9 protein-coding genes are annotated in these 21,646 nt (G+C 42.9%); 3 read left to right on the top strand and 6 right to left on the bottom strand.

Annotated features, from left to right (window positions below; genetic code table 11):
- Nucleotides 1-82: 82 nt before the first annotated feature.
- Genes AC5590_RS31465 through AC5590_RS31455 form a run of 3 tightly spaced genes read right to left on the bottom strand, consistent with a single transcriptional unit; the run spans nt 83 to nt 3,114 of the window.
- Nucleotides 83-1,636, bottom strand: coding sequence for a VMAP-C domain-containing protein (locus tag AC5590_RS31465; RefSeq protein WP_169267189.1), 1,554 nt, complete (start codon nt 1,634-1,636; stop codon nt 83-85).
- 1 nt (nt 1,637) lies between these two features.
- Nucleotides 1,638-2,057: a hypothetical protein gene (locus AC5590_RS31460; protein ID WP_169267188.1), complete on the bottom strand. Its 420-nt coding sequence runs from the start codon at nt 2,055-2,057 to the stop codon at nt 1,638-1,640.
- A gap of 16 nt (nt 2,058-2,073) precedes the next feature.
- The gene (locus AC5590_RS31455; protein WP_169267187.1) at nt 2,074-3,114 is read right to left on the bottom strand and encodes an effector-associated domain EAD1-containing protein; all 1,041 of its coding nucleotides are present in this window, start codon (nt 3,112-3,114) and stop codon (nt 2,074-2,076) included.
- A 279-nt stretch (nt 3,115-3,393) separates the two neighbouring features.
- Between AC5590_RS31455 and AC5590_RS31450 the strand changes: the two genes are divergently transcribed.
- Nucleotides 3,394-5,001, top strand: coding sequence for an NAD(P)H-hydrate dehydratase (locus tag AC5590_RS31450; protein WP_169267186.1), 1,608 nt, complete (start codon nt 3,394-3,396; stop codon nt 4,999-5,001).
- 93 nt (nt 5,002-5,094) lie between these two features.
- On the opposite strand, the gene AC5590_RS31445 is transcribed toward AC5590_RS31450, so the two are convergent.
- The 3 genes from AC5590_RS31445 to AC5590_RS31435 form a co-directional block, all read right to left on the bottom strand.
- A complete protein-coding gene (locus tag AC5590_RS31445) occupies nt 5,095-13,332 on the bottom strand; it encodes a non-ribosomal peptide synthetase (RefSeq protein WP_169267185.1) in 8,238 nt (2,745 codons plus the stop codon).
- A gap of 1,396 nt (nt 13,333-14,728) precedes the next feature.
- Nucleotides 14,729-15,793, bottom strand: a complete 1,065-nt coding sequence (locus tag AC5590_RS31440; protein ID WP_169267184.1) for an anthranilate phosphoribosyltransferase family protein — start codon at nt 15,791-15,793, stop codon at nt 14,729-14,731.
- Between the two features lie 67 nt (nt 15,794-15,860).
- Complete coding sequence (locus AC5590_RS31435; protein ID WP_169267183.1) at nt 15,861-16,817, bottom strand: LysR family transcriptional regulator; 957 nt, start codon at nt 16,815-16,817, stop codon at nt 15,861-15,863.
- Between the two features lie 227 nt (nt 16,818-17,044).
- Between AC5590_RS31435 and AC5590_RS31430 the strand changes: the two genes are divergently transcribed.
- On the top strand, nt 17,045-18,058 hold the full coding sequence (locus AC5590_RS31430; RefSeq protein WP_169267182.1) for a helix-turn-helix transcriptional regulator: 1,014 nt from the start codon (nt 17,045-17,047) through the stop codon (nt 18,056-18,058).
- 406 nt (nt 18,059-18,464) lie between these two features.
- The gene (locus AC5590_RS31425) at nt 18,465-21,233 is read left to right on the top strand and encodes a TonB-dependent siderophore receptor (RefSeq protein ID WP_248277339.1); all 2,769 of its coding nucleotides are present in this window, start codon (nt 18,465-18,467) and stop codon (nt 21,231-21,233) included.
- Nucleotides 21,234-21,646: the final 413 nt, after the last annotated feature.

Here is a 21,646-nt window from a genome sequence, read left to right as displayed (position 1 = left end):
CAGTGAACAGTAAACAGTGAACAATTGATAACTGGTAACTGGTAACTGGTAACTGGTAACTGGTAACTGATAACTGTTCATTCTACATACCTGTTTCGATAAGCGATTGATTTTGCAGATGAAAAGGTACTCGATTAGGATTATCACATAAAAATCCCAGATGATAGCCTAAATAATTTTCTTTGTCTCTTCTCGCATGAGCTTTTTTACGGAGTTTCCATACTGATTCAATTAAGTCACTGAAATCTCCTTGAAAACATTCAATATTTAATAGCTCGTCAAATTCTTTCTCTATATTAGGAATATGAGCCGTTCTTGTCCATAAAGCTATTGGGACTCCTCCTCTTAAAACAGCAATAAACAACTCCTCTTTATCTAAATCAGATTCAGGAAAACAGCAAGTCATCTTGACTCCTAGCTTTTCTTTGATTTCCAACTCAGCTTGTATTTCATCCCAATTGCAGTCATCGACTTGAGAGATATGATAAATTTTATTTTGTAAGTCTGTCTGTGAAAGTCTTGTTTTAACCCACTTTGTTAACTGTTCCCATCTTAAAGAGAGTCGATTGCTATATTCGCCATAATTACTGATAAAGCGGTCAAGAGAACGTACCAAAAATTTGTCTTCATTCCCTATTGGTTTTCTGCGGTTGAAGCCAATCGATATTTCTTCTAAGTCTAGACTTTTACCTAAAAGTTGTAAAGGTAAAAAGATCTCTACAGTTAAATAATGTTTGTATTGTTTGAGGTGTTCAGTTTTAGCAATACTTATAAATTGATGAATATTCTCTGCGATTTCTTCAAAAGAACACTCTAATTTTACTGATTCCTGATTTAAATCAATTTTTATAAGTTTTCCTTTAGCATCATTCGGTAGATAATCCCGAATCAATTCAGCTTCCAGATAGAACTTTTTAGCACTTTTCGGACTAGGAGAAACTGTAATCAGCAGATAAGATTGAAGAGTAGCAGATGATTGATCCTCAAAATAAGTTGGCAAAGTGAGATTCAGTTCCTGGGCTATCTTTCCCACCCACTGATTTAATTTATTTTGGTGAGATTCTCCAACTTCCTTTTCCTTCGACAGACGTTCAGCAAATTCAACAATACTTGGTATACCTTTATCATTCCGAGGACATTTGTTTAAGAGTATAGTCTTTAATACACCTAAACTTTCCAGATCTGCTAATTCTGGATAATTACCTAATACATCTTGAGTTTTGGTAAAATTTTCTAGAGTTATACGACAGACTCGACCAAGTAAACTCAACTTAATTTCAGACAGTATGAGACATAAATTATTCCATTGTTCGTTTGAAATTTGACTTCTATATAATGAGTCATCAATATGGTCAAAAATAGATGAAAATAATTTCTCTTTAATAGCTTTTAATTTCTGATTTTCAGGTTTTTCTGAATGAGCAGCCTCAATGAATTGTTTTAAAAAACCTTCTCTTTCTGCTTTATTAATCAAGTTATAGACAATTTGTTTATAATTTTTACCCTCCTTGATTTCCTCTAGATTCATATCTAGTTCCAAATCAAGGAGCATCTTTAGATCTCCTTCATCGGGATAAGCGTTAAGAATAGCTTCTATTAATTCTTTCTGTGAAGATTTCTTTAAATTTATCGTCATTTCATTTAACTTTTTCTCCTTCAGGAGGATTAAATAAAGGCACTATGAGACTAAAAAGAATCAAAACTACCGAACCATAAACAGGACGGTAAAACGCCAATGACGAGAATGGCTCTCCTAAAGCAAATACCCAAACAATAAATGCACCTGTAGAAATGAGAACTTGACTGATGGCTGGCGGTTTTCTAGGTTCTGAAGTTTGCTTGAAAATATAAACAGCAGTTAAGCCAGTAAAAACAATAAATAAAATCCACAATAAACTATTACTGGGAATCTCATTATCGCTGATAAGAAGTCCTTTTACAGCTATCCAACCCACAACAATTTCCGAGGGAATGTATTTGATGAGCTTATCAAAATAACCATCAATGTTGGAAGAAGTATTTGCTTCTAGTTGTGTTGTAATAATACGTCTCGTCATATCAGTTATTAGTTATCTATCTTTTAAGGTAATCTTTAATTTCCTGATAAATGGCACTAAATAAAATTCCTTCGCGGATAGTACCAAAACTTTTGGCTCGCTGAGCATGATGCAAAGCGACTATTTTCCAATCATCATCAAAGCATGGCGAACCACTTGACCCCAAGGCAGTTTTGTTAACATATTGAACTAATCCCCTCTCCTGATAAACTCCAGTTATCCCATCACGACTGATAGATATTTTCATTGAGTCCCCTTCGGGATGTTGCAGAAGATGGATTCCCATCCCTTTAACGGGAAGATAATTCGCATCCCAACAAGCAGGTTTAATATCCTTGGCGTCGAGAAGACGTTTCTCCACTTGCAGCAAAACATAATCAAGTTTGTCGATCGGACTAGAGTGTAGAATTGGTTGCTGACTTTCTAATTTAAATACCAGTCCGTCTGTCTCGTTTCCGGAATTTGAACTCAAACAGCCAAAACGCAAAACTGCATTGAGAGCATTGGTTTGCATATCTTCATTTTCATTCGGCTTGAGAACGTGGTAATTTGTCAGTACAAGATTATCTGCTACTAGAACACCCGTTCCAATTTTGTGCGAGTTTATTTCAATCCGACATACAGATGTTATTTGTTCAATGGCTCTCTTCAAAAAGCCAACATCCCAAAAATCTGGTTCCGACTGAAATAAACCTTGAAGTTGCAGTTCTTCTGTTGGTCCTAGCCAATCAATCTCTGGACCTGTATTTGCAGTAATATTTATTGGAACGGGATTAATAAGAAACGTTTTCTGAAATATCGTTTTATAAAATTCTCTTAACTCTTGATTGTCTGGGTTTGTATTATACGCAGCGATAATTAGGTAGTCTAACTTACCTCTTGATTCAGCCCATTTAATCAAATTAAAAATACGTTGAGTCTGATTTGCTCCTTCAGCTATTGCATCTAAATTTTCCTCTAATTCATCATCAACCATCATTTCTAAATCAGCTTTGCTTCGATAAGCACTGAGAATAGCGTCGCGTAATTTCTTACGTTCCGGACCAGTTAGATGCATAACTTAAGAAGGGATTATTGGCTCTTATTGTTATTAAAAGTACCACATATTAATTAGAAAATGGACAGAGGATAACTTAGTATCTTGTACCTGCTAAAATAAATGCCAAAGTTATTATAGATTATTGGACTGGGTTCTCGTCCGCCAAGGACTGTAAGTCCCAGGCTCATAGACGAAGTCCATTAAAATGGACTGGAACAGGATAAATTTTTTAAATAAATTTAAACACAATATTTAGCATTCATTACTCAAAACTCAGAACTTTAGGACTCAGGACTAATGAAAGACAGGCAAGAAAAAATTGCACAAGTCATCGTCACCGCACAGCAAATGCACGATATCGAAGAGCGTATTTTTACAGCGGGAATGCCTGTGGTAGCTTTGATGGAAAAAGTGGCAGGACTTATTGCCCGTCGTATTCAGGATATTTACCTCCTGTCTTGCCAACAAGAAAACAAAGGGAAAGCTTCTTTATCTCCCTCACTCCCTCCCTCCCGCGTAGGAATTCTCACAGGTCCTGGTCATAATGGTGGTGATGCTTTGGTTGTTGCCCGAGAGTTATACTTTCGTGGCTATGAAGTCTTGATATATTGCCCTTTCTCTAAACTAAAAGAATTAACTTCGCAACACTTGCAGTATAATAGAAGTCTGGGTTTACCGTGTTATGACTCGATTGAACCACTGCAAGATTGTGATTTATTGATTGATGGGTTGTTTGGATTTGGCTTAGAAAGAACGCTCACAGATCCAGTCGCTAGCGCTATCAATCAGCTGAATGAATGGGACAAACCGATTATTAGTATCGATTTACCTTCGGGGTTGCACACAGATACTGGTGAAGTTTTAGGAACTGCGGTACGTGCTACGCACACGTTGTGCTTAGGTTTGTGGAAGCAGGGTTTATTGCAAGACCAAGCTCTCGATTATGTCGGTAAAGCTGAGTTAATAGATTTTGACATTCCCTTGGCTGATATACAAGCGGTACTGGAAAATTCACCAAGTACTAAACGCATCACAAAAACAACAGCCCTCTCCACTCTGCCTTTACCCCGTCCGCCAGTTACGCATAAATATAAGGAAGGACATTTGCTGTTGATTTGTGGTTCGCGTCGGTATTCGGGAGGAGCAATCTTAACTGGGTTGGGTGCGCGAGCAAGTGGTGTCGGTATGCTCTCAATTGCTGTACCAGAATCTCTCAAATCAATCATGGTGGCGCAGTTACCTGAAGCTTTGATTATTGGTTGTCCGGAAACAGAATCTGGGGCGATAGCCCAACTGCAACTCCCAGCCAAAACAGATTTGAGTTCATTTAATGCGATCGCCTGTGGTCCCGGCTTAACCCAAGATGCCAGCCCGATTTTACAACAAGTATTAGATAGCACTAACCCCTTACTTCTAGATGCTGACGGTTTGAATATCTTGGCTGAAATGGAAACCATCCAGACGTTACAAAAACGACAAAAAATCACCGTACTTACACCACACACGGGTGAGTTCAAGCGATTGTTTCCTGACATTCCCGATGCCAATCACGATAGGGTGAAAGCAACGCGGGAAGCGGCGGCGCAAAGTGGTGCAGTGGTGTTATTGAAAGGTGCAAGAACTGTTATTGCCAACTTCCAAGGAACCGTCTGGATTAATCCCGAAAGTACCCCAGCCTTGGCGCGTGGTGGTAGTGGGGATGTCTTAACTGGGTTGATTGGCGGATTATTGGCGCAAGCTTCTTCTAAAAAGATTTTTGTAGAGGAGATTGTTGCAACTGGTGCTTGGTGGCATTCTCAAGCAGCAATTTTAGCAGCACAAGAGCGGACAGAATTGGGAGTAGATGCCCATACTCTGACGAATTATCTTATTGCTGTTTTGGCATCTACTTCCAATAAAAAATGAAGAACCTCACCCGCCTGCGGCACCCTCTCCTTATTAAGGAGAGGGTTGGGGTGAGGTAACGCAGAAATTACAAGTAATTAAGCGGACTTGATGTTAATTGGTTAATTCCGCAGCCTGCGCCTTTTCTAAGCAAAGCTTCAATTGCTCTGCCAATACTTGTACATCGGGTTCATCAAGGAAGGAAAGGTGAGAACCGGGAAGATGATAGACATCTACTCCACCGGTTACCTCGCCCCAACCAAATTGGGGATCATATTTTACACCGACAGCATCGTCCCGATTTTTATCGTCAGTCCGAAACACAGCCATTTGACCAGGATATGGTTTGAAGGTATAGTGCTCAATAGCTTGGACATTAGCAGCCATAACATCTAAATGTTCGTCGCCTTCAGGTAAAATTTCCGACTTTTCCAACAAACGCCGATATTTGTCTCGGAGATGGTACGTGCCCCACTCACTCCAGCCCACAAGCTTTTGTTGTAGGTAGGTAGGTCCTTCTTGTATGATATTATTTATGTGCTCAAAAACTCTGAGTACAAAGGGTAATCGTGTCTCAGTACCTGGACGAGAAGTATCAAGCATAGCTAGAACACCGACTTTCTCACCTAGAGAGTGGAGTTGCTGTGCCATTTCATAAGCAATGATACCACCCAAGGAATAACCTCCTAAATAGTAAGGACCATTGGGCTGAATAGTTTGGATTTCTTTAATATAGTGGGCTGCCATGTCTTCAATCCGGGTTAAAGGAGTGTGTTTTCCATCTAACCCTTGTGGTTGTATTCCATAAACTGGTTGATCCGAACCCAGATGTAATGCTAAAGGACGATAACACAAGATTTCTCCACCTAGAGGATGGATACAGAAGAAAGGTCGCTTGGAACCATTTGGTTGAATTGGTACCAAGGATGACCAAAGTGTACCGGATTTGTCATCGCCACGTGCCGTTACCAAAACCTGCTCACCAACTGGTTTTTCTTCTTCAGAATGGAGCATCTCGGCAAGAGCTTCTACTGTACCTGATTGGAAAAGAGTGGATAAGGGAAGTTTTTTGCCGAATTTCTTCTCTATCTGCGCGAATAAGCGTACTGCTAGTAAGGAATGTCCTCCTAAATCAAAGAAGTTAACCGTAACGCCAACTGGTTGGATACCTAAAATTTCTTCCCAAATCTGTGCTATTTGGCGTTCTAACTCATTGCGGGGAGCAACAAAGTCTGCTTCTAATTCTTGCTTGACTGACTCGGGTGCTGGAAGGGCGCGGCGGTTGACTTTGCCGTTAGGAGTGAGGGGTAGAGCTTCTAACAAAAGATAAGCGAATGGTACCATGTATTCAGGTAACCTTTCTCTAAGATAGAGACGCAACTCACTAGTTATAGGTACTGAATCTTGATTGGGAACAATGTAGGCTACTAAGCGTTTATCGCCTGGTACAGCTTCATAAGCTATGACTACAGTTTGGAGTATCGCTGGATGTTGGCTCAGTACAGCCTCTATCTCTCCTAATTCTATGCGGAATCCCCGTACTTTGACTTGGTTATCAATGCGTTCAATGTATTCTATCTTGCCATCAGGCAAGTATCGGGCTAAGTCGCCAGTTTTATAGAGACGTGCTTCCTTTGTCTGGGAAAAGGGGTTGGGGATGAATTTAAGATCAGTCAAGTCTGGACGGTTGAGGTAGCCTCGCGCAAGTCCGTCACCGCCGATGTGTAGTTCGCCAGAGACGCCAATGGGGACTGGCTGCATATGAGAGTCAAGCAGATAAATTTGCGTGTTGGCAATTGGACGTCCAATGGGCACTGTAGCATGAGACAGTTGCGTTGCTTTTACTTCTAACAGAGTTGACCAAATAGTTGTCTCAGTAGGACCGTACATATTCCAAACAACAGCCCCTGTTGCTAATAATTGCCGTGCCAAGTCACTAGATAAAGCCTCACCGCCGCAGAGAATTTTCAACCCAGGAACACCAGCCCATTCAGCAGTAAGCAACATCCGCCAAGTGGCTGGAGTGGCTTGCATCAATGTAGCACCAGCATCAGCAATGAGTTCACTCAGCAAAGAGCCATCGCTCGCCACTTCCCTTGTCGCCAATACAATACGTGCACCAGTGATCAGGGGTAAGTACAGTTCCAAGGCAGCAATGTCAAATGATATTGTTGTCACTGCTAGGAGTACATCCGCCTGTGTTAATCCTGGTTCGCATTGCATGGATGTTAAGAAATTGACTAAAGCACCATGCGGAATTTGTACGCCTTTAGGCTTACCAGTCGAGCCTGATGTATAGATGACGTATGCCAGATTGTCGGCGGTAGCGCTCGGCGCGGGATTTTCTACACTGTGGGTGGCAATGTTTTCCCAATCTGTATCTAAACAGATGACTGTTGTGTCTACGGCAACAGCAAGTGATTTTTTAGTATCAGTTAACAACACTGATACCTGAGAATCAGACAAGATGGAATCTACCCGTTCTTGAGGATATGCCGGATCTAGAGGAACGTATGCTCCACCAGCTTTGAGGATAGCCAAAAGTCCTAGCACCATTTCTATGGAACGCTCTACACAAATTCCCACCAAGACATCTGGTTTTACTCCTAGCTGTTTCAAATAATGCGCTAGTTGATTTGCTCGCTCATTGAGCTGCTTGTAAGTAAGTTGCTCCCTGCCAAAAACTATAGCTACAGCATCCGGTGTCTTCTCTACCTGAGTCTCAAACAATTGATAGATACACGATTGTTTGGAGTAATTTGCCTGAGTGTTATTCCACTGGAGCAAAAGTCGTTGTTCTGGAGCAGTTAGTAACGGAAATTCTGAGATGAAACCATTCGGATTAGCAACAATTGCCTCAAGCAATGTTTGGAAATGCCCACTCATACGGGTAATTGTCGCATCCTCAAACAGGTCAGTGCTGTATTCCCATAACCCCTGTAATCCCTGTTCTGTTTCCTTCATTGACAAAGTCAAATCAAACTGGGATGCAAAATTATCCACTTCTATGGAAGAGATGCTGAGTTCTGGCAATTCCAATGTTTGTTTCGGTGTATTCAGGAAAACAAACATGACCTGAAATATTGGGTGATACGAGAGCGATCGCTCTGGTTGCAGTTCTTCGACCAGTTTTTCAAAGGGCAAGTCTTGGTGGGCGTAGGCACTCAAAGCGATTTCGCGCACCCTTTGTAATAGTTCCTGAAAACTGGGGTTGCCCGACAAATCAGTACGTAGTACAAGGGTATTGGCAAAAAATCCAATTAAGTCTTCAATTTCCGCTAAATTTCGACCAGCAATGGGAGAACCAACAACGATGTCTTCTTGTCTGCTATAGCGGTACAGCTGGATCTGGAATGCTGCCAACAATGTCATGAACAAAGTCACACCCTCTTGTCGTGACAGTGCATGCAGCTGTACACCCAAGCTTTGGGGCAGTACGAAGGATTGTTTTGCACCTCGGTAAGTCTGAATTGGTGGTCTTGGTCTATCCGTGGGCAATTCCAGTACTGGGGTAGCACTTGCTAGCTGCTGTTTCCAATAGTTGAGTTGCTTTTCTAGCACCTCACCAGAGAGCCATTGGCGTTGCCAAACAGCAAAATCAGCATATTGAATTGGCAGTTGTGGTAGAGGATTGGGCTTTGCGTTTAAGAACGCTTCGTAAAGAGTTGTCAACTGCTCAAATAAAATGCTCATCGACCAACCATCAGAGGCGATGTGGTGCATAACCAACAGCAAGATGTTTTCTTGTGGGGATAGTTGCAGCAAACTCCCACGTAGCATTAAATCTGATGTTAGGTTAAAGGGACGTTGCGCTTCATCTTGTAGCAGACGTTGTACTTTGCTGGTGCGTTCTGTTTCCGGACAATCTTTCAGGTCAATCACAACCAGTTCTACTGATCTCGGTTGGCAAATGACCTGCACAGGGTTACCATCGGATGCAATGAAGTTGGTTCGTAGTGCTTCGTGGTGGGCGACAATTGCATCTAAAGTCTGTTGCAGCACCGCCACATTGAGGTCGCCTTGCAACTGCAGTGCCTTAGTAATATGATACGCTGACTTACCCGGCTCTAGTTGTTCCAAAAACCATAGTCGCTGTTGCGCAAATGATAAGGGGGCTGGTTCTTGGTTATCCCTTTGAGAAATGGTTTGGTGTTTTCTGGTATCGGTATCCTGATTCTGATTCTGGGCAATGGCTTGAGCTAAACCTTCAATCGTTGGTGTCTCAAACAGCAACTGTAGCGGAATTTCTGCACAGCAAGCTTGGCGAATTCGAGAAATCACTTGCATTGCCAGCAGTGAATGCCCGCCCAACTCAAAAAAGTTGTCATAAATACCCACTTGTGAAACACTCAACACTTCTTGCCAGATGCTAGCAATTTGGCGTTCCAACTCGTTCCTTGGTGCGACTCGCTCAGATGCTTGACCTTGACGACGTTCTGTGGTAAGGAGTTGTTCTCGATCAATTTCACCTGTTGCCAAGAGTGGCATTTCTTCAAGCTGCACAAAATCGCAAGTGGATGGAGTTCCGAAGCGATCGCGCACCTCTAACTCTTGCAACTTGGCTACAGGGACTGAGGCAGTAAAATGGGCAGATAATTTCTGGATACGATAAGATTCTGTCTTAATGTATCGTCGAATCGGACGTTTACTAGCATCAAGTCCCACCAAAAGTTGTGTCTGGTTATGATGCAAAAGAGTGAGCAATGATTGCAATCCCTGCTCACTTGTCATGGCATGGTATCCTCGGGCAAGCGTCAAATCTTTCATTTGGTAGTTGCGGCTCATGCCCACTTCATCCCACATACTCCAGGCAAAGCAATAGCTGTGCAACGAACTCTGACGCTGGTAGTGAGAAAAGGCATCTACAAAACGGTTAGCAGCCGCGTAAGCACCTGCACTAAACCCTCCAAAGAAACTGTTCACTGAAGAAAAGCTGATGAAAACACTGTCTGGCTGGTTCTTGATCAGTTGATGCAGTGTCCATGTGCCGAAAACCTTGGGACGAAGTGTCGCTGCAAAGCTATCCGGCATTTCCTCAAGTAGCAGGCGTCTTGTGGGAATCCCTGCCAAATGGATAACTCCATTTAGCTCGCATTGCCAACTGGCACAACGCTGCTCAACCACCTGCTGCAACTTGGTCAAATCGCAAATATCAACGGCTTCATAAATGACCTCTCCTTCGAGTTGCTCTAAGGATAGATAAGCTCGAATGCGCTCGGAAACAGCATTTTCTTGTTGCAGATGAGTTTCCCATGTACTTCTTTCCGGCAGGGGAGTTCTACCTACCAACAGCAAACGAGCATTATACTGCTTTAAAAGATACTTCGCAATCTCTACACCAACGCCTCCTAGTCCGCCAGATATCAGATACATTCCCCTTGGTTTGAAGGGAAGTTCTTGCTTTTCTTCCTGGCGCAAGTCCACCTTTTCTAGGTAAGGTACTAGACGCTGCCCATTGCGGTAAGCAACTTCTTGCTCTTTCTGAATGACTTGGAGTTCTTGAAGAATGTATGCTGCATTGACTTCGCTGTTTTGCACAGGCAGATCGAGATGACGAGTATCCAACGAGGGCAATTCTGCGGAGATTGTTTTAACAAGTCCTGGTAGGGGCGATCGCTCGCAAGCAATTTTTTCTTCGTTTGAGGTGGCTTGGCTTAAGCTTGCAATTACCTGCAGCCGCACTGGCGTCTGCGAACCTTGAACTTGCTCCAATGCCTGAACTAAGAAAAGCAGACTATAAACTCCTCGCTCTTGTGCCTCCTCTAGCGCTTCCAAGCTAGAAATTTCTCCAGCATACTGGTCATAAGTCCACAAATGTAAGATTTGTTCAATTGGAAGCTTGTTTGTTGCTATTGAGAGAAATTCCAGCAGTTGTCGATAGTGGTCAGGATTTTCCGGAGCAATGCGATAGCGGTTATCGGCTAGTTTTGCAAAGTCTGTCCCAGCCTCAACGCTTACATAAGACTGGTTGAGTTTACTTAGCTCGGCGCACAAAACCTCTCCCAAACCCAATGAGTCCAAAAATACCAAAACCAGACCCGTCTGGGGTTTAGTGTCTAAAACAACCGTTTCTTTCCGTCGCCATATTGGGCGGTAAAACCAGTCTGGCAGAGTCTTGTCATTTTCAAGCAAAATATCAACTCGCTTGAGTATAGAATCAAACTCACCAGCTTCAAAGCTCTTTTTGAGTTGCGCGTGCTGAATTTTGCCGATTGATGTCTTAGGTATGACCTCTTTCTCAACTGGAATCAAATAAGCAGGTCTTATTCCTATCTTGCTGACAACCTTCTTACGAATTTCTTTCAGCAGTTCTCCTAAGCGGTTATCCTCAGAAATAGAAGTGTGGAAAAAAACAATTAATTTATCAGTATTACTACCAAGTTGTCGAGTGGCACAGGCTGCTGTGTAAGACACTTCCACTCCTGCAACTGCTTCCACCACCTGTTCAATTTCATGAGAATAGTAATTGACACCGTTGATAATAATAATATTTTTTGTCCGCCCTGTAATGGTTAGACGCCCGTTATTTAGAAATCCTAAATCCCCAGTATTAAACCAACCATCCTCAGTGAACACTTCTTGGTTGAGTGCGGGATTTTGATAATAACCTGAGGTGACTGTAGAGCCTTTGACTTGCAGGTAGCCAATTGTTTGCTCGTTGACAACTTCCTGATTGTCGTTCACGATGCGAAGGGAAATCCCAGGAATGGGGGAGCCTAATTCTGCAAAGGAAGCATATTGGGGTATTGAGGTGTTGAGCAAATATTGTTCGGAAGAAGTAACACCTGAGGAAGTTTCAGCCATACCCCAAGAAGAATGCATCGCATTATCTCTTAGCCCGTGAGGTGAAAGCAGTTCTCGCACCCTTTGTGCTGTCTGAGGAACAATAGGCTCAGCCGTATTTAGAAAAGACTTGACTGAGGATAAGTTCCAACGCCCCTGCTCGATTTCAATAGCACGTTCGCTCAGCAAAGCAAAAGCAAAATTTGGTGCCCAAGTCGTCGTTACTCGATAGCGCTCGATGAGATCCAGCCATTTCAGGATATCTTGCAAAACTATCGCAGTAGGAGCATGGATTTGCTGGCATCCTAAAAAGATACATCTGATGACACACCGAATCAAGGGACCAGGGTGATCCAGGGGTAGCCAGTTCAAGGAGATATCTTGGCTTGTAAGATGATTCATCTGGGATGTGCCAGCGACACTGCTTATGATATTACGATGTGTCAGCGTCACTCCCTTGGGCATACCAGTACTACCAGAGGTGAGCAATAATAATGCTAAATCATCTGGCTGGCTCTTGTGCCAATTTGGATCTGGATCGTGCAATCGCAAATCTTCCAGTGTCTCAACTTGCAAGTTCTCAAGGTTCAACTGATTCAACCGCGTGCGAATCTGAGGGGCAATGCTACCATTAGTCAGCACTATCGGTTGATTTAAAACAAGACATGCATGTTGTAGCTTTTTGACATTACTGTCGGATGGATCGTTGTAGTTAGATGCGATCGTTATGGGTACTGGGACGAAACCTCCCAAAATACATCCCCAGAATGCCAAAATGAAGTCTTGATATCGGTCTAATTGTAAAATGACTTTGTCTTGAGGCTCAAGACCTAGCTTTCTTAAGCCTCCTAGCAGCCGTTGTGCTTCTTCAAGCAATGCCTCATAAGACTGAATGGTTTCGGAACCGTCAGGGTGGATGTAGACAATTCCTCGCTCTGATGCTTCAATAGCCGCTGTGAGTAGCACTTGGGAAAGATTCTCTGGAGCATCCGTTGGTAACTGTAGCGGTTCACCATGACTGATGGCAATAGAGTCTGACTTCTGTGTGCTGGCTTGAGGAACAATTTTGGTGGGGTGAGGTGTGCTGTCATTAGCAACTTTCCACTCAGGAAGTACATCCAATAGATGCAGCGGCGGGATTTTCTCGTTATCCTCTTGAACCACTACTGCGGCTTGCTCGACTTCGGGGAGCGATCGCACTTGCTCTTCCCATCGCTCTATTAACTCAGAGTCGATCACTTCCAAATTTACTAAAGCTTGTTCGTCTACCACTCCTTGGTCGGTGAGCGGAAGGCTAGATACTTTAACATAATATTTTGGTATTATGGCAGCAGGAAGCACACCTTGCAAGTGGGACTGTAGCTTCTCCAACGAGAATGATCCTCCTGCAACCAGATAGGTAACTAGTTCTGGTTTGGAAGTTTTTCCTTCCCGAACCAGTACCACACAGTCGTCAATCAGCGGATAGCCCAGCACAGCTGCTTCCACGATTTGGTTATCTGTGATATTGTCTGGTAGCTCCTTTTTGGCTGTTGAGAGAACGGCAGTCTTGTTGCTGATATCGTTCATATTTCATCATCCTTTGTTGCGATTACTTAGTCAATAGACATTAACGTAGCCACCCGCCTGTTGAACTTTCCTGTATGAAATCTACCAAAGATTTTAGTTGTAAAATTTGTGCCTTGTACCAGTTATAGTGGAATCATTTTCTCTTCTGCCCTTCTGTGTTTTGCCAGATGACGGACATTATTATACAAATATTTATTTGTATCTAAAAGCATTTTTTTTGCATGTCTTCCTTTTAGCGGCAATCGAGGAGACTTTTTTAGTTGTTCAAAAAGATTTGCGCGCGCTCTTTTTTTTCATTTGGGTCTTCTTTAACTTTTTGGGATTTGATGAACCTTTATCGACTGTCATATGACACATAGAAAAGCTATTTTCAGGAAAATCATAAATTAACTTATAAAATTTTGTTCATTTTGATTCTCACAATTTTCAAATAAATTTTCAGGAATAACTTGGTAATAAAGATTTTCTTGGCACTATGTTTTAGGAGCATCCCAAATGTTCAAGTTTCTGCCCAATACAGTACAAGCATCTTACTTGCTATCGTACGTGAGCTTTCCGGCTCGCACTACCTTCACACGCATGGGATGTTCCCTACGTTTTTTCTTTATTGGACATCTGGCTTTCTTTTAGTACAGTTTTTGAGCAGTTAGTGATTTGAATGAAATTTCAATGTATATTTAATAACTTCAAGTTAATTCTTGCAATCTTAGGCTTTATCTAATCTGTTACAAGACAAAAAATCGTCGTGTGACAAATCAGTATTTTTGTACAATTCTATGCTAACATTATAACCCAAGTTGCTAGTTTTAAAAAAAGCATCGGTATAAGTACAAAATATCCCTTAGCTTTTAGATGGAATCAAAACATAAAGGTGATTTCATTCTTTTCTAATCAACCTGGAAATCCAGTTAGTTACTAATAGCTTAAATCTGTTCAAACCGAATCTTCTTATGACCTTTTTTGAATTTGAGCCCGAAGGGCGAGTGACTTGAAGTCGGTTTTAAGGTACTTCGGATATTAGACAAAAAAAGAAATTTCCGGATGGTTATACGTAGAATGAAATAGCTCTGGCTAAAAACATGGTTTTCATTTTGTCTTAATATACTTTTTACAACTAACTAGCAACAAACCATGCTAATACATAATTTTACGATTTGAAAAATAATTTTAGGTTGTTTTCTAGCTTTTTTCATATAATCTTTATCGTTTCTTTAACAAATCTGACTAGATATACTAATAATAATTGATATTAATTGATTCTGGGTAATTAGAAATTTTCGGTTCACAGTACATTTACACAGACGTTATCAGACAAAATTCCAATCCAGATTAGCTACCAAGTCAAGCTATCCAGTTAAATGCTGGCAACTACAGGAACAATCGTAGTACTGCAGTACTACGATAAAAGGTTTGAAGAAAGTTCTTCTAACTTCTGAGTAACCACATCACTGGTGAATAATTCCTCTGCTTTGGCAATACCCTCACGCATATCTGAACAAATCCCACAACGCCAAAGGTAAAATCCTCCATTCCACAAAGCTGTTTGCATGAGATCTGAGGGTTTACCATTCAATACCCCCTGTATATCGGCAATTAATTCTTCAGTGGTGCCGAGAGGTTCATTTTTTGTCGTAAAGCCGTAATCACGAGGGGACAGGTGTAACCGTTCTATTGATATATTGCCTGTCTCATCCAGTTCTGAAGTTCTGGTTATGCCAATGATAGCAGTGCGATCGCGTGGTAACTCACAGCTTCCCTCCAACCCTTTTACTGTTGTCAATTGAGTCACTCCTCGCAATGCTAGGGTGTTTTGAAACAATTTTTCTGTGGGAGGATGGACAAACCCAGCAATAATATGAGCATTTCCTGCATAAGGACACCAAATGAGTTCCATTGTCGCCAAAGGTGGACGCTTGCCAAGCTGATCACGGTACTCCCAGATACTATTGGTTAACGGGAAATGCTTAGGAGTATAAATAAAACCAAGTCCAGTTTTCTCAAACACTTGCTGGCTTTTCTCCAGTGATAGTCCAGTCCAATCAATTCCTAACCGCTGCCAAATATCTACTAATGGAACTCCGTACTTTGTGGGAAAACAATCTCCACCGTGCATGATCACTGGTTGTCCGCTTGCTGCTAGAAGCAAAGCTGTTACTGGGCTAATAGGTGCGGTGCGAGTTCTGCCATCATAAGGTATGCCTAAAACTATCACTGGTCGTTCGCAGGCGATTGGTTGCAGTTTTGGTCCGAGTTCATCATAAGCATCTAACATTCCAGCAATTTCTTGAGGCGTAGGACGTTTTATACGATGAGCAATTAAAAATGCGCCAATTTGTGCTGGTGTCGCTTCTTTGCGCAGCATCATCTTAGTTGCGGTGGCTGCTTCAGCACGAGTTAAGTTATGTCCAGTATGCTCACCACTAGCTATCTTTTTAAGTAAATCTCTGAATACTGTGCTCATGTTTTTGTCCTTTGTCGTTTGTCAAAAGTCAAATGACAAACGACAGATGACTCATGACTTATAACGGCTAACAAGCCGACTTTGTAAAAGAGTGCAATTGCGGTGGTACATTGTCCCTAACCAACTGCCAAAAATGCTTGATAGGAGGAATTTGAAGACGGTCTTGAGTCGTCACCATAACAACCTGCCGAGTCAAACTAGAACTATCAGATGAAGAACCATTACTATTACTGTTGCAGGCTAGGGGACGAACTGCAAGGGTAGAGTCAATACGTGCTTCAACTAATGCCGACTGTGGTAGCATAGCCACAAGTTCCCCTTGGCGCACGACTCCTCGAAAAGCATCTAGAGTATTGACTTCTAAAGCCGCATGCAGTCTAGCTTCTAACCGTTCAAATCTATCTTGTATGAGGCGTTGCATCCCATAACCATCCTTAAACACGACTTGCGGATAACGAGTCAGCTCCAACCAAGGAATGTGTTCATATTCTGCTAACGGATGGTTTTTTGCAACTAAAACTTCTATTGGTTCATCATACAGCACTTCTACTAGCATTTCTTTGCCAGTGCATAAGAAGCGATTATTCATGACGATTGCCAAATCTACGAGTCCATCTTTGAGGACTTTTAAGGCGCGATCACTTCCCAGCGACGTCACCCGCAATTGGACTTGTGGATAATCATGACAAAATTTTTGCAAAACTGGTGGTAGGTAATAAGCACAGAGTGAGTGAATTGCTGCAACACAAAGTTCTGGCTGCTTTCCTGCCAATAAATCAGCGATTTCTTGTGTAGCACTTTGCCACTCTTGGCATATTTTTTGAGCACGAGGTAGCAAGCGTTCACCCGCTAGTGTCAGCTTTGCTTGACTTGTTCTGTGGAAGAGTTCCAACCCCAAATCTTCTTCTAGTGCCTGAATTTGCCGACTAACAGTCGATTGGGTGACACCGCGTTTTCGTGATGCACCTTGAAAGCTTCCAGTTTCTGCGATCGCCAGAAAGGCTTGCAACTGCTCTAGTCGCATCTTGATGTAGCCTGAAGTACACTTATGGCAATATTTAAGTTATCGTACTTTCGGGCGCAAATTAGTACTGGTTGTTACCGATGATTTTTGCTGAGGAATTTTTTGACAAGTTTTTTACTCAACGGTTTTTATCCTCATATTATTTGGCATCAGCAAAATGAAAGAATATTTCAATAAGAGTCATGAACTGTTAATTTGGCTCTGCTGTCAATTGCTGGGGCATCCCTATGACGATTACGATAACGCATCAAGCTTATAAAGACCTGTGGGAGAAAATCAAGGAAACGACCAGGCACTGTGATCCATCTGACCCGTTAGATGTAATTTGGAAATATCCTCAACAGCTTGGACACGGATATATTCGGTGCATTGAACTACGTGAAGGGTTGGAGGTAGAAATTTTTGATTGTCGTTTGCGCAATCGCCTCATCCTCGAACTACCCGAACGCCTTGACTGGCTGAAATTCCACTTTCACCTCTTTGGGCAGCATGAAGATAAGCACACAAATGTTGGCAATAAAGAATACGCAGTCTACGGCAGTGGTCTTGCTCCCAAAGAAAGGAATGACGGTCCAGAACAACGGGCGCTGGAAGTGACGGTGTTGATTCATCCTGACACCCTATGTTCCTTTATTAGCAACCCAACTGGGCAATTGCCAACCGGACTCCAGCAGCTGATCCGACCGATTGAGCAGGAATGTTATACTCGTGTGGCAACAGTCACGTCTGCGATGGAAACTGTCCTGTGGCAAATCCTACGCTGTCCTTACCGGGGCATCCCCAAGCGAATATTTCTGGAGAGTAAAGCTTTGGAGTTAGTCAGTCTGGTGCTGGATCAGGAAATTGAAATTCACACAGGCGATGATCGCACTATCATCCAACCCCTCAAGCCCGGAACCCTGGATCGGATTCATTACGCCCAAACCCTGTTGCAAAAAAACTTGCACAATCCGCCTTCTTTGGTAAACTTAGCACAGCAAGCAAAGCTTAACGAGTGTACACTCAAGCGCGGATTTCGTCAAGTCTTTGGCACTACAGTGTTTGGTTATCTGCATAACTATCGCTTAGAACAGGCGCGTCAACTATTGGCAATAGGAGATATGAAGGTGGCAGAAGTAGCCGAGACGGTAGGCTTTGCCAGCCGCAGCTACTTTGCTATATCGTTCAAAAAGAAGTTCGGGCTTAACCCAAAAGACTATCAGCAGCAAAACGGCTCTGTTTACCAATCGCCCTCACCCTAAATCCCTCTCCCAAAGTTGGGAGAGGGACTTTTCAAATAACTCCACAAGCTCATCTTCTGTCATCCCAGTATCAGCAAGCAGACGTTCGATTTACGCAACTCTGGAGGCGATTGCGTACGGCAGAGCTACGCTTAACGCGCAATATCCCCATAGTTTTGGGAAATCACCCTGTAGCATTCAAAAAAAGTTCCCGCTAGCGTTCAATTTGCTTTTCTTCCTCTGCCAAATTGAGTAATCTTTTGACACTAACTTTTAACAGTTATCAGTTAAATTGCAAGGTTTAAGTCCCCCACCAATTGGTGATAGGCGCAATTTGGCGGGTTTAAATCCCCCACTATACGCCTGATAACTGTTTACTGTTCACTGTTCACTGATTTTCGCCTGGTGGTGTGAAGGTGGGAGGAAAATGTCAAATGTGAAATGGTTTGCAATCGTCGCGGGTGTTGTCTCGGTTCTATTGGTTGAGCCTGTGCGGGCGCAGGTGAAAGAGTCAAGCACTCAAGCAGCATCTACTCATAGCATCAAACCTACTCAACAAGCGCCTTTAATGACCAAAGCGCAGGCTGTTGAGCCAACGAGAAAGATTCGACGACTTAGTGAAATAGAGCGTCCTTACACGAGCGCTCAAATGTTACTGGGACAGTCACCAACACCACCAAACCCCCCTTCCGTCCCACGCCAGTCGCCACAACGGGGGGAACCCCCGCAAGGCACTGGCTCCCCTTACCAAGGGGGGAGACAGGGGGGTGAAGTTGTGCAAGTGACAGACGTAAAAGCAAATCCCACCAAAAAAGGTGTGGAAGTGATTTTACAGACATCTAAAGGCCAGGTGTTGCAACTAGTGAATCGCAGTACTGGCAATCGCTTTATCGCTGATATTCCCAATGCTCAACTGCGTTTACCTAGTGGCGAGGCATTCACATTCGGCTCCCAAAAACCAATTGCGGGTGTTACACAAATAACGGTAACAAACTTTGATGCCAATACTATTCGAGTAACGGTAACGGGTGAAACGGGTGTACCAACTGTTGAGTTATATGACAGTCCGAATGAGGGTTTAATTTTTGAGGTTGCCAGTACTGCACCATCAGCACAACAGGGGCAGCAACCTCAAACACAACAACCACCTGCACAGCAGCCAGAAAACCAGACACAACTAAAACCATCGGCAGAGGGTGATGAGCCGATTGAGTTGGTAGTCACAGGGGAACAAGATGGGTATCGCGTCAGAGATTCGTCAACTGGAACTAGAACCGATACCCCGTTACGTGACATTCCCCAATCAATTCAAGTCATCCCCCAGCAAGTGTTGCGCGACCAGCGTGCTGATGTGAATGACGCACTTCTTAATTCCCCTAGTGTCCGTAATGGCGCTCCCACTAACTTCGACGCAGTACGCATACAGGTGAGGGGATTTTTTAGTCCACCTGCATTGGATGGAATCGTTTCTAGAATAGGGAATGGTACAGGTGCTAATATAGGTCCTGACCTGACAGGAATTGACAGAATTGATGTTCTTTTAGGTCCAAGCTCTATTCTATTTGGTTCATCATCTCCGGGTGGAACAGTTAACTTTGTAACTAAGCAACCTCTTCGCGATCCTTACTACTTTGCTGAAGCAACTGTGGGAAGTTTTGATTTTTATCGCGGTGAAGTGGATTTTTCTGGGCCTCTTGATGATGACAAGAAAGTGCTTTATCGGTTGAACGCATCCTATCGAGATCAAGGTTTTTTCACCGAATTTAGTAGAACCAGAAACTTAGTAATTGCACCAGTTATCAGTTTTGCATTGGGGGAAAACACTAACCTGAGCATTGATGGAACTTACAAAGACTTCTCTCAGGATAGCTATAACCTGGGATTACCCATAGTGGGAACAATCTTGCCTAATCCCAATGGTCAAATACCCCGTGACCGCATTACAAATGAAGGTAAATTAGATGCTATACAGGGAAGAATTGGCTACAAGCTAGAGCATAAATTTAGTGAAAATTGGTCAGTCAGCAACGCATTTCGCTACGATTCTGTTGATTACACCTACAATATTACATTTCCTCAAGGTCTGACACCTGATAGTCGTAGTCAGCGCAGGCAGAACTCTGATGCCAGCGATCTTTACGATCAATACAGTATGCTGACTAATGTCGTTGGTAAATTTTCCACAGCTTCAATACAGCATCAGTTATTATTCGGCTTTGATTTAGGCAGATACGACAGCGCGTTTATATCTACGACTAGGACGGCTGCACCTATTGATTTATTCAATCCAGTTTTCGGTCTACCACTGGGTGCAATTACATCTAGAACTGATATAAGTAGTACTCTAGATGAGCTTGGTATTTTAGTGCAGGATCAGATTACATTTGCAGACAATTTAAAATTGCTTGTTGGTGGGCGATTTGATACATTCACTCAAACTGACAGAAATTTCATTACTAATACAGAAACTAGTCAATCAGGAGAAGCTTTTAGCCCCCGTGTAGGCATTGTCTATCAGCCGATTCCCCCTGTTTCTCTCTATGCAAACTACACTAAATCGTTTCAGGCGGCGATTGGTCGAGCTTTTGATGGTAGTGTCTTTAAACCCACTAGAGGTACTCAGTACGAAATTGGGGTGAAAACAGATATAAATGATCGGCTCTCAACGACACTGGCTTTGTATGACATTACTCAATCAAATGTCTTAACTACCGATCCGGCAAATCTGGGTTTCTCAGTGCAAACCGGTGAGATCAATAGTCAAGGGATTGAACTAAGTGTGGCTGGAGAAATTTTACCTGGGTGGAATATTTTTGCTAGCTACGGTTACAGTGACACACGCATTAACAAGGACAACAACCCAAGTCTGGTTGGGAACCGTGTGCAAAGAACTAGCCCCAACAACGCCAGCCTATGGACAACCTATGAATTTCAACAAGGAGATTTGCAAGGTTTAGGATTGGGTTTAGGACTGTTTTATGTAGGCGATCGCGCAGGTGATAATGCTAATACATTCACAGTCCCTGGCTATCTCACTACCGATGCAGCTATCTTCTACAAACAAAACCAGTTTCGTGCTGCGATTAATATCAAAAACCTCTTCAACGTAGATTACTTTGAAGGTGTTTTCAGCCGAGATCGTGTCTTTTATGGTGCGCCATTCACAGTGCAGGGCACGATTCGGTGGGAGTTTTAATTTCCTCTCTAGCGCCCCTTCAAAAGGGTAACTTTGATGGAAAATTTTTGTTATAGAACTCACGCTTTCAGGATTGATTGTTATAGCAATCCTATTTGATTTGTGAGAATTGAAAGCCACAGATCCCCGACTTCGTAAAAGTTGTCGGGGATCTTGTTTTTCAGTTAGCGCAGCGTGCCCGCAGGGCTTATGATTAACGTTACATTACGGTTATCCTACTCGCTCACAATTGTCGCATAACCTCACCCCGGTTTTGTCTTGCGCCAAAACCGTCCCTCTCCGCAGGTTCGGAGAGGGGACGTAAAGCTACGCTTTACGGTGAATCCAGCGCTGCAGGAGGGTTTCCCTCCGTAGGCGACTGGTGAGACAGCGCTGCAGGAGGGTCTCCCTCCGTAGGCGACTGCGTTCGCGTA

The organism is Brasilonema octagenarum UFV-OR1 (assembly GCF_963888615.1).
Lineage (GTDB): Bacteria > Cyanobacteriota > Cyanobacteriia > Cyanobacteriales > Nostocaceae > Brasilonema > Brasilonema sennae.
This window is presented reverse-complemented; position numbering and strand designations above follow the sequence as displayed.

Excerpts from the sequence above, each read along its gene's own strand:
- AC5590_RS31435 (WP_169267183.1), bottom strand. The coding sequence starts at position 16,817 with ATGCGACTAGAGCAGTTGCAAGCCTTTCTGGCGATCGCAGAAACTGGA.
- AC5590_RS31445 (WP_169267185.1), bottom strand. The coding sequence starts at position 13,332 with ATGAACGATATCAGCAACAAGACTGCCGTTCTCTCAACAGCCAAAAAG.
- AC5590_RS31425 (WP_248277339.1), top strand. The coding sequence starts at position 18,465 with ATGTCAAATGTGAAATGGTTTGCAATCGTCGCGGGTGTTGTCTCGGTT.
- AC5590_RS31465 (WP_169267189.1), bottom strand. The coding sequence starts at position 1,636 with ATGACGATAAATTTAAAGAAATCTTCACAGAAAGAATTAATAGAAGCT.
- AC5590_RS31430 (WP_169267182.1), top strand. The coding sequence starts at position 17,045 with ATGACGATTACGATAACGCATCAAGCTTATAAAGACCTGTGGGAGAAA.
- AC5590_RS31450 (WP_169267186.1), top strand. The coding sequence starts at position 3,394 with ATGAAAGACAGGCAAGAAAAAATTGCACAAGTCATCGTCACCGCACAG.
- AC5590_RS31455 (WP_169267187.1), bottom strand. The coding sequence starts at position 3,114 with ATGCATCTAACTGGTCCGGAACGTAAGAAATTACGCGACGCTATTCTC.
- AC5590_RS31440 (WP_169267184.1), bottom strand. The coding sequence starts at position 15,793 with ATGAGCACAGTATTCAGAGATTTACTTAAAAAGATAGCTAGTGGTGAG.
- AC5590_RS31460 (WP_169267188.1), bottom strand. The coding sequence starts at position 2,057 with ATGACGAGACGTATTATTACAACACAACTAGAAGCAAATACTTCTTCC.